Here is a 15,188-nt window from a genome sequence, read left to right on the forward strand (position 1 = left end):
AATGTGCGCTTGATTCGAACAAATTTCTACGCAGCTGTATCTACAACTGTGACATTGTTAGCCTGTTGTCCACGATCGCTTTCAACAACGTCATAAGTAACAGTTTGTCCTTCTTCTAAAGTTTTAAATCCTTCAGAATTAATTGATGAATAGTGTACGAATACATCTTTTCCATCTTCACTGGTAATGAATCCATAACCCTTTTCAGCGTTAAACCATTTTACTTTACCTGTGCTCATGCCTATACCTCCTGGACTAAGCCAATATCCTTTGACCGTTAAAATAGAAAGTATTTGCATACAATAGCATTTATCACAATCAGAATATGAGTCTAATCCTTAACTGCTTTCATTTTAGCATTTTCTAACAACATTGTCATTAAAAAAACCATTTTTATATAGTTATTATGTTATATTTTGATTATAATGAATATATAAAGGAGGGCATTTATTTTATGCTTATTCAAGATGATGCGTTACGTAGTGTGATTGCGCGTACTTTGCGTGTTAAAGAAGATGAACTAACCGAAGATTTGATGAAGGAATTGGTCCACTTAGAAGTACAGGATCATGAAATAGAGACTTTAGAAGGTTTGCAGTATGCGGAAAATCTAGAAACTTTAAATGCGAGCAATAATAAGTTGCAGACATTGGATCCAATCAAAGATTTACATAATTTAGTTTGTTTAAATGTTTCTCGAAATCAATTAAGAGATTTGCAGGCTCTGCATGGTTTTAGACAACTAAAAAAATTAAATATCTCAAGAAACAATTTATATACAATGGATATTTCAAGTGTTGCTGCTATGATTGATTTGGAAGTATTGAACCTTTCAAAGGCGAAAGTTGATAGCTTGATTTATTTAGAGCACTGTAAGAAGTTAGAAGAGGTTCATATCAATACTGAAAATGGTCCTTTTAGTTATGCCATCTTAGGTGTACTTAAGAAATTAAAGAAATTGGATATGGGTGGTATGCGTTTATTCAATATCGAAGATTTAACATATCTTTCTAATATTGAAGAATTGGATTTAAACACAAACTTAATGTCGGATCTAAGTCCATTGTTATCAATGAAAAATTTAAAGAAATTGAATGTTTCTAACTGTCCATATTTAAAGGATTATTCTATACTCAAGGAATTTTCAAATCTTAAATCTTTGAATATTTCTTATAATGAACCAGAACACTTTACATTCTTGAAGGAATTAAATCATTTAGAATCTCTGTCTATGGAACAGACTGGGTTTAAGGATATGTCTTTATTGAATAACTTGGGTGATTTAAAAGAATTGAATGTTTCAAAAAACCGCTTGAAGAATTTAGAAAAATTCACAAATGTTGAGCATTTGGAAAGCTTGGATGCGAAGTTCTGTCAGTTAACTGAAATCAATTTCTTAAAGAATGCGCATCAATTGAAGCATTTAAATTTGTTCACAAACCGTATCAAGGATATTCGTATTTTAAAGGATGCCAAAGACATGGTGTATTTGAATGTGGGTCGTAATGATATTAAGGACATTACTTGTTTAAAGGATATGAAGCAATTGGAAATCATTTCTTTGGAAAACAATAATGTTAAAGATTTGACACCATTAAAAGAACTAACAAACCTTTGCGATGTGGATCTATACAACAATGTCATTGAAGATTTAACACCATTAGAACATTTAGAGTTTATTTCTTATTTGCGTTTGGATCACAATGCGATTACAGATTTAACTCCATTATCTAAACTTAAATATTTGCGTTCACTAACTTTGAAGGCAAACTACATTACAGATGTAACTCCATTAAAAGATCTAGAATTATTAGAAGCTTTACGTTTGGATGATAATCCAATCCAGGATACAAGCGTACTTGAGAGTATGGAGTTCTACGAAAAATTTACTAACTAAGCAAAATCCCCTTTTATATAAAGGGGATTTAATGATTTTATGTTGTATTATATCTTAATTAGGTCTTAAAAATTTGAAATTGCGTTCAAAATCTCTTCTTCAGCATTAATTAAGCAGCCATAAATTTGACATTCACACAAAGATTTGATAAAAAAGAAAAGCCACTGAAATAAATCAGTGACTTTCTACATGGCGCTAAGGCCGTTGTGTAATAATCAATGGCGCCAAGGCCGTTGTTCATAAGTATATTAACATCTCATAACTCTAAAGTCAAAAGATTTACTTTGTAAATAATTCTATTAATTTATTATCAAGTATTGTCATGATTTCATCTGAAACTCTAATTTTTAAAATGGGATCATACTTGTTTATTGGTTTAAGAACTCTTAATTTGCTGATTGTGGAGATATTTTGTACCATTGCATAGGAGTCAACACCCATTTTTTGATACATTTTGGCAATCAAAATAAACTTATTTGCATTATCTAACATTGCTTTTTTCTCTTCATCTGTAACATTTTTAATGTTCTCTATGAATTCATTTAATTGTTTATCTAAGAAAGGGATTGCTTCATTAAGAAAAAAATTACCGATTGGAACATAATAAGGCTTATTTTTTGAACTTAATGGAATTACTGTTAGCACACCATTATTAGGTGAATCATTTTTCGTTAAAACGATAGCTAAATGTTTCCCCTTGATTTCACTACCCATAGATGGTGAAAATTCCACCATTACAACACTTCCGCGTTTAAATCTTTGAAATTTCATTTTATTTTTCCTTCTTTAATACTTTCATATTCCATCTGAGCTACTGTATCCACTGTATGTTGACCTTTGTTATCCAGATACCTATATGTTTCCAGGTGTTTGTGTTAATACATTAAAGGATCAATTAGCACTATATATTATTTCACCTATATTCTACTAAAATCTTCGTTAGATAGATATTTTAAAATAAAGTGAATATTCGATGTTAAATTCATCTAAATCAAATACGTATAACACAGTACTTGACAATCCAAGGTAGTATGTATATCATAATAGTGAACGGGGTGATATTATGCAGCCAAGAGCGGTAATTTATTGTTCTAAGCATGGGGCGACAAAAGAATATGCGCAGTGTTTAGGTAAAAAAAAGAATCTTCCTGTGATTTCGATTGACCATATTTCGGGATACTCTTTCCAAAATATTCCAGTGTATTTTTGTGGTTGGATTCGTAACGGAAAAATCATGGGGTTAAATAAAGCTTCGAAATTATTTATGTGTGTTCAGGTAATTGGTGTGGGTGCCATTGAATATAATGAGGCGTATGAATTGAAATTGAAATATAAGAATGGGATTATGAATCCAAACTTTAAGTATGTACAGTCGATTCGTAATCTTTCATTGACAACTTTGGAAAAGATGTATGTAGATGTGTTTCAACCATCATTAATGGGAAAGAATAGGGGTGAAACGCATGAATACTCAATTTAAAAAAGGTGTTTTAGAGTTGATTGTATTAAAGGCTATTGTATCGGATGATCTATATGGGTATCAGCTTGTGTCTCGTATCAACGAGGTAATTCAAGTAAATGAAGGTACGATTTATCCTTTGTTGAAGCGATTGTCGAACGATCGTTTGTTGGAGTCTTATTTAAAAGAATCTACGGAGGGTCCTCCAAGAAAGTATTATCATATCACAAATTTAGGACTTGAAAGATATGATGCATTATTATCGGAGTGGACGGATTTTTCAGATAGTGTAAATGCATATTTGAAAGGAGTGGAGTAGAGTGTTAAAAAAGGAATTTTTGGATGTTTTAAATCAAAAGTTATCATTGATTAGCGATAAAGAAAGAGAAGACATCGTATTAGAATATGGAACGTATATTGATGACAAGATTGCCAGTGGTGTTGCAGAAGAAGAGGCGGTTGCTGGTTTTGGCGATGTGGATGAGTTGGTAAAAGATATTCTAGATGCTTATAAGATCAATACGGATTCAATGGATCCATTTTCAAATCGTGCAGATAAAACGATTGATAAGGTGTATGCCAAGGTTGAGGAATTGTTTTCTAAGCTTGGTAATTTTTCGATGAATGAAATTTTTCACATCTTATTTGATGCGATTGTTTTAGTGTTGATTTTGTTGATTGGAAAAGTCATCGTGGTTGATATATTATGTCAATTTTTATTGTCTATGATTTTTTCATTCTTTGTCGGATTCTATATGATCACAGATTTTATGCTAAGTCTATGTCGCATACTATATTTATGTTTAGCCATTTATTTCTTTGTGAAAGTTATGGCTAAAAGAGTGGAGCGTTATCGTTTGCATGCGCATAATGTGGGTGTGATGGATGATATCAAAGATACTTGGAATGATAATATTAAATCGAGTGATTTGCCTCCAACACCTGAGCGTCCTTTGTATCATGAAAGAAAGCCAAGACATCTTGAATCGGATGTCTTAAAGGTGATCTTAGTCTTGGCTATGATTCCTGTAGCGTGCGTTTTGATTGGTAGTGGTATTGGCTTAGTTGTATTAATATATGTAACTATTGTATATGCCACGACAAGTGCTGGATTATATTGTATGGATATTGCCTTTGTGTTAGGAAGTTTGGCAATACTATTGATGTTAGTTCGTGCTTGGCCTAAGAGGGTGGATACAAATGCGTAAGTTAGGTGTATTGTTGGTTGTTTCAATCTTATTATTTGTGTTTGGCTGTGGAACTTTTGTATATGAATTGAGTCAAATTAGTCCAAATCAAATTGATTTGTCAAAAGAAACGCAGACTATGACAACGACAATGCCAGATCGTTGTCGTTTGTATACAAAAACGTATTTAAGTTCGGTTGGCGATGTACGTGTTGTTGTGGATGAGATGGTGGAAGATAATCAATTACCGAATAATTCATTGGTGATCACATATCCTAAAATGCTTCATGTTGTGCAGGATGGGGATCAATTGGATTTACAGATGGATGATTATGAAATGTCAAAGAATCTTCAAACCATTTTTGATACGTTCAAATCGAAGAGTTATGATGAGTATTGTGCAAAGAATGGTGAAATTCATGTAAGTCTTCGATATGGCAAGGCATTAAAGGATAAAATTACATTGGTGGATGACTACTATTAAGGAACAGTTTATACTGTTTCTTTTTGATTTTTAACAAGTGTGTTAAAATACTGTTATGGTGAAAAATAATAGAGACTGGAGTCGTTTGTTGAGAATGATTCTGGTGGATGATAAAAAGAAGTCAAATTCGCTAAGGAATTTAAAAAGGGATAAAGTGACAAATACGCCTTTACGTAGAAAGCAGGATGTGAAACGATGAGTGATACGAATACGATGTCAACGAGTGCAAGGTTTGCGCAGATTGTATCTATATTAAGAAAACATCATATCCAAAAGGGAATGGATCCCGTTAAGTTTCGTATGATACTTGAAGACTTGGGTCCTACTTTCGTTAAGATTGGACAAATTATGTCGACAAGACAGGATCTGTTTTCTGAGCGTTATTGTAAAGAGTTGATGAAGCTTCGCTCGCAGGCAAGTCCCATGCCTTTTTCTATGGTTGAACAAATCATTCAAGAGACGTATGGCGATTTATTTCAAGAAGAGTTTGAAAGTATTGATGAGATTTGTCTAGGTTCAGCATCAATTGCGCAGGTGCATGCAGCTACTTTGAAGTCGAAAGAAAGAGTTGTGCTTAAGATTCAGCGCCCTAAGATTTATGAGTGGATGGAACGGGATGTGGCCTTGTTAAGAAAGGCTGTTAAGATATTGAATCTTTCAGATATTGTATCAAGCGTAGTGGATCTAGATATGGTCATCGATGAATTTTGGACAACCGCAAAACAGGAGATGGATTTTACGATTGAGGCTCAATTTGCGAAACGCTTTAAGAATGATTATAAGGATTGTAAGTTTATTGATGCGCCAAAGATTTATGATGAATATACAAGAAAGAATATTCTGGTGATGGAATATGTGGATGGCATTGAGATCAATGATTCAAAAAAATTAGATGAACTGGGCTATGATCGTAGTGAGATAGCGGATAAATTGGCATTTAATTATATTTCACAGATTATTGAAAATGGTTTCTTTCATGCGGATCCACATTCGGGAAACCTAAGAATTCGTGATAATCAAATCGTATGGATTGATTTTGGTATGATGGGCACTTTAGATGCGAATGAACGTGAAACGATGAAGGAGGCTGTTCGTGCCATTGCCTTGAGGGATACACAAAAGTTAGTGGATTGTATCTTGATGATAGGGGATTGTAAAAAGGAGATTGATTATACGGCTTTTTGTGCGGATATGGATCGTTTTGTGAATCAATATTTAAGTGTTCCATATTCAGAAATTGATGTTGCCAAACTGATTCAGGATATGTTTTCAATTTGTCATGTATATTCGATTTCTTTGCCTAAAGGCATTAGTATGTTAGCTCGTTCTATGATGACGATTGAAGGAACGTTAACGGCTTTAGATCCGAATATGAATACGATGAAGATTGCGATGAGTCATAAGTCAAGTTTGACAAAAATTGATTGGGAGAAAGAAATCAAGTCGGGATTTAAGCGTAGTATTGATGCGCTTTCTCGTTCGGTTGATATTCCTGTGCAGGCAAGCGATGTGTTGAAGATGGTTCAAAGAGGACAGATCAAGGTCAATTTGAATCTAATGGGTTCTCAAGCTCCACTTGCCAAGATTGATCAGATGGTGAATCGTTTGATTGTATGTGTGTTGATTGCCGCTTTGGTTGTGGGTTCAAGTTTGATTTGTACGACAAAGATGAAGCCGATGATTATGGGAATACCGGCACTAGGATTTTTTGGGTACATCATTGCGATTGGGATGAGTGTATGGTTGTTTTTTAAGATGTTATTTTTGCATCGAAAAAACAAGTCTTTTTAAAGGGGAAGTATATGAAAAAAGGTAAAACTACAGTGGCTTCACTATTGATTGTGTTGGTCACTTTGGGACTAGATCAATGGACAAAGTGGGCTATTGAGAAGTCTATCGCATTAAATGATACGGTTGAAATGATCAATCATTTCTTTTATTTGACATATGTTCGAAATACAGGGGCAGGTTTTAGTATGTTTGCGGAAGCTGGAATGGGCTTCTTTGCCGCACTTACCATTATTGCCTTAGTAGGTATGGTATATATGTTTTTTAAAACGAATGATTCGCGTTATCAGATTTGTTTGTCTTTAGTTTTTTCGGGAGCTATTGGAAACTTTATCGATCGTATGACGCTAGGCTTTGTAAGAGACTTTTTTAGTTTCTATATTTTTGGCTATCCATTTCCCGTATTTAATGTAGCAGATATCTGTATTACAGTGGGTATCGCATTAATATTAGTAAGTATGTTTATAGATGATAAGAAGGAGCAAGAGAGATGGAAACAAGAATCTTAAAGATAGATGAAGACACTAAATTGGATCGTTTGGATAAGGTTCTTGCGGAAAAATTGGATTTTTCACGTAAGAGAATTAAGGATTTATTGGACGAAGGAAATATCTTGGTCAATCAAAAGCTGATGAAGGCAAGTTATAAAGTTTGTGTAGGAGATGAAATCGAGGTTTCTATTCCTGAACTAGATTCTACGGAAGTTCTTCCTGAACCAATCGATTTGGATATTGTATATGAGGATCATGATATTATTGTGATCAATAAGCCAAAGGGCATGGTTGTGCATCCAGCTCCTGGTCATTATTCTGGAACTTTAGTGAATGCGTTGTTGTATCATTGTAAAGATTTGAGTGGTATTAATGGGGTGATGCGTCCAGGCATTGTACATCGTATTGATAAGGATACGTCTGGATTATTGGTTGTTGCCAAGAATGATGTGGCCCATGAATCTTTAAGTCAGCAATTACAGGATAAAACGTGTCATCGTGAATATGTAGCTATTGTACATAATCCTTTTACGCACGAGCATGGTACGATTCATGCACCAATTGGTCGTGATGAAAAGGATCGTCAGAAAATGGCGGTTACCGCAAATAATTCGAAGGATGCGATTACGCATTTTACAGTATTGGAAAACTTCAAGAAATTTGCGTATATCAAATGTCAGTTAGAGACGGGTAGAACACATCAGATTCGTGTTCATATGCAGTATATTGAACATCCAATCGCAGGAGATCCTAAGTATGGTCCTAGAAAAACAATTCAGGCCAATGGTCAGTTGTTGCATGCGTGTGCGTTGGAATTTGTGCATCCTACGACAAAGGAAAAGATGCGTTTTGAGATTGGTTTAGAACCTACTTTTGAAAGAGTTTTAAATGAACTTAGAGAAGGGGAAGAATAATGCGTGATGATGTATTAAGTTGGGATCAATATTTTATGGGCATGGCTCATTTGAGTGCAATGCGTTCAAAGGATCCAAATACGCGTGTAGGAGCTTGTATAGTCAATCCTCAAAAAAGAGTGGTTGGACTTGGATACAATGGTTTTCCTTATGGGTGTGAAGATGAGGAGTTTCCTTGGGATCGAGATGGTGAATTTCTTGAAACTAAGTATCCTTATGTTGTGCATGCTGAATTAAATGCGATTTTAAATAGTATTCAAGATCTCCATGGTTGTACTTTATATGTTTCATTATTTCCTTGTAACGAATGTGCAAAGGCCATTATTCAGGCTGGCATTTCTTGCGTAGTATATGAAAGTGATAAGTATGATGGGACTGAAGGTAATATTGCCAGTAAGCGTATGTTTCATGAGGCGGGGGTAAAACTTGTACAGCTTCCTTATGAGATTGATGTAGAAACAAAAATCAGTGAGCGTTAAGTCATCCAATTGGATGGCTTTTTATTTTAAAAGTAAACGTTGTAAACAAATGAAAATTGTGTAACAAAAAAGACAAAGTTATATGTTTTATAACCACTTTCTAACCGTTAAAATTCTATACTTTATTTGTAGATGGGAAGGGTAACTATCTAAGAATAGAAAAGGAGGAAAATTGAATATGTTGAAGAACTTGAAGAGAGCATCGGCGATCATGTTGTCGCTTGCGATGGCTGTTCAGTTCGGATTGGCAGATACTTACTATGCGAATACGCTATCAGAAGAACCAATAATAGAAGAAACCCAAGAACAAGAACCGGTAACGGTTGAAGAGGGTTCGCAACAAGTGGCTGTCGAACAAACTGAAGCGCCTGCAATAGATGCGAAAGAAGAGTTTGTACAAGTGCCTGAAACCAAGTCTGTAACATTAAGTTATGTAGCTGAAGATGGAACAATATTACAAGATGCTACCACTCATGAGTATGAGATGGGTTACAGCTTGAATTCGGATGCAAGTGTGATGTTGAATTTTGATGGTTATACCCTAAAAGATGTAGTTATGAATGATTCACAAATCGTAGCTGCAGCCCAGGCAAATTTAAATGTGACTTCAGATTTGACAAGTGTGAAATTTGTTTACCAGAAGGTAATGACAGAATCGCACCCAGAAGCAAATGAAGCTCAAGAAGAAAACAAAACTGAAGAAAAAACAGAAGAAGATGCTGAGGCAGACCCAGAAGCGAAGGAAGAATTACCAGAGTATCCTGCATTTGATATGAGTGCTACAGCTGGAAACGTAACCGTTCATGTAACGGCGGCCGAAGGTGTTTTACCTAGTGGTGCACAATTAATCGTTAAGCGTGTTACAAGAAAAGCTATTTTGAACGCTGTTGAAGAAACAGTTACGGAAAAGGATAAAGAGGTTGATTCAGCTATAGCTCTGGATATTACGATTGTGAATGCAGATGGTATCGAAATTCAACCAAACGGAATTGTTAATGTTAGCTTTGAAAATGTAGCAGTTGGTGGTGAAGAAGTCAATGTTTACCATGTTACAGATGATGCAAGTACAGTAACTGAGGTTGCTACAAATACACAAAGCTTTGATGCAAATCACTTCTCAATTTATGTTATTACGGGTGAAAAGAAAGTCGAATTGACAACATTTAACTTTGTTGCCGAAGGTAATACAGTCAGTACACAAATTGTTAAAACGGGGGATACATTGATTACTCCTACTGCTCCAGATATTGCTGGAAAAGCATTTGTGGAATGGCAAGAAAATGGATCTAAGTTTGATGGTTTTGGTGAACAGACAATTACTAAGACTGAAACTCGTACAATTACTGCAAAATACGAAGACGCATTATATGTTTACTTCTATAATCCAGAAGGAACACAGATTATGCGTACAGAAAAAGTTGCAGACCACGATGGTCATGATTACTCACACGTATCTTATGATGTTGACGCAACTCACAAATTAGTTGGTGGGCAGCAGAAGCCAGTGGTACGGATAATATTGTAACTAACATTGCAGTTCCAGAAGGAAGTACTTCTGTAAATGTATATGCGATTATTAAAAAAGGGAATTGGGTAACTTTTGATTCTGATGGTGGAAGTGCAATTGATTCTCAATTCGTATTTGACAAAATCTCTCTAAATGATCAAACAACACCTACAAAGCCTGGCTATGAATTTGCTGGTTGGTACAATGGAACAGAAAAAGTAGAGAATGATGCAACTATTAGTTCTCCAATGACGTTAACAGCACATTGGATACCAAAACAAGTTAGCTATACAGTTATTCACTGGTGGGAAAATGCCGATGATGATGGATATTCATTCCATGAATCTGAAAACAAAACTGGTCTTACTGGAACAGAAGCAAACGCAAAGGCAAAATCTTATGAAGGATTTACAGCACAACCAGTTACTAAAAAGACAATCAAGGGTGATGGCTCAACAATCGTTAGTGTTTACTATAAGAGAAATATGTATGATGTTAAGTTCTATAGTTATTCTTCTTGGTATACATCATCAAAAGAATATACGGATTTAAGAATTACCGCAAAATATGGTCAAGATATTAGTAAGAAGTGGCCAACTTACAAAGGAAGTTCAACATGGAGAACTAATGATGGTAGTGGTGCATACCAAGTAAACATCGGTACAATGCCATTAGGCGGAGCAAAATTTTATGGTCCTAAAACAGGTGATGAATATGAAACAGCATACTACTATGTAGAAGCATTGCCAGGTGAAGCAAGTGATGTGACAGTAAGTGGCATTCGATATAAATTAGATCATAAAGATACGTCTCCAGGAGAAGGATATGTAGTTACAAAGGAAGATCAATATCCATTGACTGGTTATACATTTAATGAAAATGTAAGTACAAAGATACGTAGTAAGTACAATAATGCAAAATTCTACTACACTCGTAATTCTTATAAAATCAGATATATCAATAATGGTAAAGAAGATAAATCGGTAGAAAAGAAGTATGAACAAAGTATTTCAAGTGAGAACTATACTCCTACAAGACCTAGTTCACTTCCAGAATACTATGTATTCGATGGATGGTATGAAAACGAACTTTGTGAAGGTGAAGCATATGATTTTACTGGTAAGAAGATGCCAGCTCAAAATGTTACGTTATACGCAAAGTGGACGGCTTCTAATGTTAAGTTCAATTATAACTTGAATAATCCTGAAGGTACTGTAGATAAGGATACTAAGAATGTAGAAGCTGGTACAGTAGCTAGTACAGTATTACCAAGTATTCCAACAATCAATGAATATTCATTTGCGGGTTGGTATTATGCGGATGGTAATGGAAATATTACTTCGGAAGTATTCAATACAAATAACACAATTACTAGAGATACAAGTATCGTTGGTAAATGGTTGTATAAAGGTGAATTAAGAGTTGTTTATAAGCCTGGTAGTGAAACTGGCGCAACCGTTCCTACAGATGGTAAGGTTTATGCTGGTGGAGCAAGAGTCACTGTAGCTGGTAATGCGACTACTACTTCAGGTAAGAAATTCTTAGGTTGGGAATTAAATGGAAACGTTTATAAGCCTGGACAGTCATTTGAAGTAAACAAGGACATTGCGAATAAGGATAATCAGATTATCTTAACGGCAACTTGGGGTAATGCAGAAACTTCTACAACATTGACTTATGATCCTGGTAATGGAATTGGTAAAGTTAAGACAGTTAATGTCATGAATAATGTGGCAGTCGAAATTGAAGCTCATGATTCTGATGTATTAGGCTTTACTGCTCCAGTAGCAGAAGGTAAAGAATACTACTTTGCAGGTTGGGCTGATTCTAAAACAGGAAATGCAACTTATGCAGATGGACAAACAATCAATATTGATGCGAATGGTGAAAACGTTCTATATGCAGTTTGGGTTGAAAAGACTGAAATCACATTGGTTGCGAATAGTGGTACACGTACTTATAACGGTGCTGAACAGTCAATCGAAGGTTTTGAATCAACTACAATGAATGGCTACACAGTATCTGGATTAACGGCAGTAACTAAGGGTACAAATGTTGGTGAATATACGAACACTGTATTTGATGGAACGGCTAAGGTTGAAAAAGATGGTGTTGATGTAACGGATAAAGTGGTTGTAAAGACTCGTGCTGGTAAGTTAGTTATTACGCCTAAGTCAATCAATACGCAAGAAATCACAGTAACTAAACCTGCTGATTCTCAGTATGATGGTAATGAACACAAGAATAAACCAACTGTTAAAGATGGTGAAAAAGTATTAGTGGAAGATACAGATTACACATTGTATTACAGTGAAGATGTTATCAATGCTGGTACAGTAACTGTAACGATTACAGGTAAGGGTAATTATTCACAAGAAACTACAGTTGATTACCAAATTACTCCACGAACAGTTAAATTAACGAGTGGATCTGATTCTAAGACTTATGATGGAACTCCATTAGTTAAACATAATGTAACACCAAGTGAAGATGGTTTCGTAAAAGATGATGGTGCGACTTATGAGTTTACTGGATCTCAGACAAATGTTGGTACAAGTGACAATACATTTACTTATGCATTAAAAGATGGAACATTAGCTTCTAACTATATTATTACAACTGAAGCAGGTAAGTTAACGGTTAACCCAGTAACAGATGAAGTAACAGTGACTATTAAAGAACATAGTGCTGAACATGTCTATGATGGAACTGAAAAGACTGTAACTGGATATGATGTTAAGTCAATCAGCAATAAGCATTATACAAAAGATGATTTCACATTTACTGGTAAAACTGAGGTTAAGGGTACAAATGTTGGTGAATATCCAATGAATGTACAAGCATCAGATTTCACAAATAACAGTCATAACTTCACAAATGTAACATTCGTTATTGAAGATGGATCATTAAAGATTACGCCTAAATCAATCAATCCTGAAGATGAAAAGACTGGTATTCAGGTAACTAAGCCTGACGATACAATGTACAATGGCGAAGAACAGAAGAACAAGCCAACTGTAGAAGATACAAAGACAGGTGCAACACTTGTTGAAAATGTAGATTACACATTATCTTATACAGCAGCAGTCAACGCAGGTACAGTTGAAGTAACAATTACAGGTATTGGAAACTACACAGGAACAGCGAAGACTTCTTATGAAATTACTAAGCGTAATGTAACATTGACAAGTGCAACTGATTCTAAGCCTTATGACAAGACTCCATTGACAAATAGTAATGTAACTATTGGTGGCGATGGATTCGTTAAGGATGAAGGTGCTACTTATAATGTAACTGGTAGTCAGACAGAAAAAGGTACAAGTAAGAACACATTTACTTATAAATTGAAGTCAAACACAAAAGCTTCTAACTACACTATCGAAGTAGGCTATGGTGATCTAATAGTCACAAGTCAAGATGGAGAAGTTGTAGTCGTAATTACTGGACGTAATGGAACGTTCCCATATGATGGAACTGAAAAGAGTGTCAAAGGTTATGATGTATCGATTACTCAGGGTAGTACTTATACAGAAGCAGATTTCACATTCAGTGGAAATGATGAAGTTAAGGGTACTGATGCTAATACATATCCAATGGGATTAAAGGTAAGTGATTTCACAAATAACAATACGAACTACAGTTCTGTAACGTTCGTAGTAAATGATGGATCATTAGTAATTAATCCTAAGTCAATCATTCCTGATGGACCGGATACTCCAGATGAAAAGAAGACTGGTATTGAAGTCACAGATCCTGAAGGTTCAATCTATGATGGTTTACCACATGTAAATCCATTAACAGTAACAGATACTAAGACTGGTAAGGAACTAGAAGAAAACAAAGATTACACATTGACATATGTAGGTGATGTAGTCAATGTTGGAACAGTGAAAGTAAAAGTCAAAGGTATTGGAAACTATACAGGTGAATTTACTAAGAAATATCAGATTACTCCAAGAGAATATACAGTGACAACAGACAGTGCTGAAAAGCCTTATGATGGAACTGCATTAACAGCTGGTGGTAGAGTTAACAACTTAGTAGATGACGAAACAGTTACATTAAAGATAACTGGTAGTCAGACTGAGGTTGGTTCTTCTAACAATACTTATAGTTTAACTTGGGATGGTTCTGCAAAAGAAAAGAACTATACTCATGGAACAGATTCTATTGGATTATTAACAGTTACTCCTAAGTCAATTATTCCTAGTGATACAAATGGTATTGTAGTAACAAAACCTGCTGATTCTAAGTATGATGGTAATGTTCATGAAAATAGACCGGTAGTCAAAGATACTAAGACGGGTGCAACGTTAGTTGAAGGTACAGATTACACATTATCTTATAAGGGTGATACTACAAATGCTGGTACAGTAACAGTAACGATTACTGGTGCTGGAAACTACACAGGTAGTCATAACGTAGAATATCAAATCACTAAGCGTAATGTAACATTGACAAGTGCAACTGATTCTAAGGTTTATGATAAGACTCCATTAACAAACAGCAATATAACAATTGGTGGTGATGGATTCGCTAAATTAGAGGGTGCATCTTACAATGTAACTGGATCTCAGACAAACGTTGGAGATAGTAACAATGAATTTACTTACAAGTTGAACGATGATACGAAGGCTTCTAACTACAACATCGAAGTTAAGTTTGGTAAATTATATATCACAACTCAAGATGGACAAGTGATCGTAGTCATTACGGGTCATAAAAAAACATATGATTATGATGGAACTGAAAAGACTGTGAGCGGATATGATGTATCCATTACTGAAGGTAGTACGTATGCAGAAGCAGATTTCACATTCAATGGAAATGCTGAAGTGAAAGCGACTGCAGCCAATACGTATCCAATGGGATTGAAGGTAAGTGATTTCACAAATAACAATACGAACTACAGTTCTGTAACGTTTGTAGTAAATGATGGATCATTAGTAATTAATCCTAAGTCAATCATTCCTGATGGACCG

At 35.0% G+C, this 15,188-nt stretch carries 13 protein-coding genes; 11 read left to right on the top strand and 2 right to left on the bottom strand.

Annotated elements, in window-relative coordinates; translation table 11 throughout:
* Nucleotides 1-26: 26 nt before the first annotated feature.
* Complete coding sequence (locus NE544_RS02630) at nucleotides 27-239, bottom strand: cold-shock protein (RefSeq protein WP_040466022.1); 213 nt, start codon at nucleotides 237-239, stop codon at nucleotides 27-29.
* 215 nt (nucleotides 240-454) lie between these two features.
* On the opposite strand from NE544_RS02630, the gene NE544_RS02635 reads away from it, so the two are divergent.
* Nucleotides 455-1,897 carry a leucine-rich repeat domain-containing protein gene (locus tag NE544_RS02635; protein ID WP_256268225.1) on the top strand — a complete coding sequence of 481 codons (1,443 nt, stop codon included), beginning with the start codon at nucleotides 455-457 and terminating at the stop codon, nucleotides 1,895-1,897.
* Between the two features lie 279 nt (nucleotides 1,898-2,176).
* Here the strand turns inward: NE544_RS02635 and NE544_RS02640 are convergent, their stop codons facing one another.
* Entirely contained in the window at nucleotides 2,177-2,668 is a 492-nt protein-coding gene (locus NE544_RS02640; RefSeq protein WP_256268226.1) for a type II toxin-antitoxin system PemK/MazF family toxin, read from the bottom strand.
* Between the two features lie 292 nt (nucleotides 2,669-2,960).
* Between NE544_RS02640 and NE544_RS02645 the strand changes: the two genes are divergently transcribed.
* From NE544_RS02645 to NE544_RS02690, 10 genes are all read left to right on the top strand, one after another.
* Entirely contained in the window at nucleotides 2,961-3,377 is a 417-nt protein-coding gene (locus tag NE544_RS02645) for a hypothetical protein (protein ID WP_117571474.1), read from the top strand.
* On the top strand, nucleotides 3,361-3,675 hold the full coding sequence (locus NE544_RS02650) for a PadR family transcriptional regulator (RefSeq protein ID WP_117571473.1): 315 nt from the start codon (nucleotides 3,361-3,363) through the stop codon (nucleotides 3,673-3,675). Before NE544_RS02645 ends, NE544_RS02650 begins: the two co-directional genes overlap by 17 nt.
* Nucleotide 3,676: 1 nt before the next feature.
* Complete coding sequence (locus NE544_RS02655) at nucleotides 3,677-4,564, top strand: DUF1700 domain-containing protein (RefSeq protein ID WP_256268227.1); 888 nt, start codon at nucleotides 3,677-3,679, stop codon at nucleotides 4,562-4,564.
* On the top strand, nucleotides 4,557-5,027 hold the full coding sequence (locus NE544_RS02660; protein WP_256268228.1) for a hypothetical protein: 471 nt from the start codon (nucleotides 4,557-4,559) through the stop codon (nucleotides 5,025-5,027). Before NE544_RS02655 ends, NE544_RS02660 begins: the two co-directional genes overlap by 8 nt.
* Before the next feature lie 195 nt (nucleotides 5,028-5,222).
* On the top strand, nucleotides 5,223-6,818 hold the full coding sequence (locus NE544_RS02665; protein WP_118114835.1) for an AarF/ABC1/UbiB kinase family protein: 1,596 nt from the start codon (nucleotides 5,223-5,225) through the stop codon (nucleotides 6,816-6,818).
* Between the two features lie 11 nt (nucleotides 6,819-6,829).
* Nucleotides 6,830-7,324: a signal peptidase II gene (gene lspA / locus NE544_RS02670; RefSeq protein ID WP_118114836.1), complete on the top strand. Its 495-nt coding sequence runs from the start codon at nucleotides 6,830-6,832 to the stop codon at nucleotides 7,322-7,324.
* Nucleotides 7,306-8,220, top strand: a complete 915-nt coding sequence (locus tag NE544_RS02675) for an RluA family pseudouridine synthase (protein ID WP_256268229.1) — start codon at nucleotides 7,306-7,308, stop codon at nucleotides 8,218-8,220. Before lspA ends, NE544_RS02675 begins: the two co-directional genes overlap by 19 nt.
* Entirely contained in the window at nucleotides 8,217-8,699 is a 483-nt protein-coding gene (locus NE544_RS02680; RefSeq protein WP_256268232.1) for a dCMP deaminase family protein, read from the top strand. Before NE544_RS02675 ends, NE544_RS02680 begins: the two co-directional genes overlap by 4 nt.
* 178 nt (nucleotides 8,700-8,877) lie before the next feature.
* Nucleotides 8,878-10,224, top strand: coding sequence for a MucBP domain-containing protein (locus NE544_RS02685; protein ID WP_256268230.1), 1,347 nt, complete (start codon nucleotides 8,878-8,880; stop codon nucleotides 10,222-10,224).
* Between the two features lie 50 nt (nucleotides 10,225-10,274).
* Nucleotides 10,275-15,188, top strand: a 4,914-nt coding sequence (locus NE544_RS02690; RefSeq protein ID WP_256268234.1) for an InlB B-repeat-containing protein, incomplete at its 3' end; no start/stop codon positions are given.

Source organism: Holdemanella sp. MSK.7.32 (genome assembly GCF_024460475.1).
Classification (GTDB): Bacteria; Bacillota_I; Bacilli_A; order Erysipelotrichales; family Erysipelotrichaceae; genus Holdemanella.

What these genes read in the sequence shown, in the direction of transcription:
- NE544_RS02630 (WP_040466022.1), bottom strand. Translation starts at nt 239, where the DNA reads ATGAGCACAGGTAAAGTAAAATGGTTTAACGCTGAAAAGGGTTATGGA.
- NE544_RS02635 (WP_256268225.1), top strand. Translation starts at nt 455, where the DNA reads ATGCTTATTCAAGATGATGCGTTACGTAGTGTGATTGCGCGTACTTTG.
- NE544_RS02640 (WP_256268226.1), bottom strand. Translation starts at nt 2,668, where the DNA reads ATGAAATTTCAAAGATTTAAACGCGGAAGTGTTGTAATGGTGGAATTT.
- NE544_RS02645 (WP_117571474.1), top strand. Translation starts at nt 2,961, where the DNA reads ATGCAGCCAAGAGCGGTAATTTATTGTTCTAAGCATGGGGCGACAAAA.
- NE544_RS02650 (WP_117571473.1), top strand. Translation starts at nt 3,361, where the DNA reads ATGAATACTCAATTTAAAAAAGGTGTTTTAGAGTTGATTGTATTAAAG.
- NE544_RS02660 (WP_256268228.1), top strand. Translation starts at nt 4,557, where the DNA reads ATGCGTAAGTTAGGTGTATTGTTGGTTGTTTCAATCTTATTATTTGTG.
- NE544_RS02665 (WP_118114835.1), top strand. Translation starts at nt 5,223, where the DNA reads ATGAGTGATACGAATACGATGTCAACGAGTGCAAGGTTTGCGCAGATT.
- lspA (WP_118114836.1), top strand. Translation starts at nt 6,830, where the DNA reads ATGAAAAAAGGTAAAACTACAGTGGCTTCACTATTGATTGTGTTGGTC.
- NE544_RS02675 (WP_256268229.1), top strand. Translation starts at nt 7,306, where the DNA reads ATGGAAACAAGAATCTTAAAGATAGATGAAGACACTAAATTGGATCGT.
- NE544_RS02685 (WP_256268230.1), top strand. Translation starts at nt 8,878, where the DNA reads ATGTTGAAGAACTTGAAGAGAGCATCGGCGATCATGTTGTCGCTTGCG.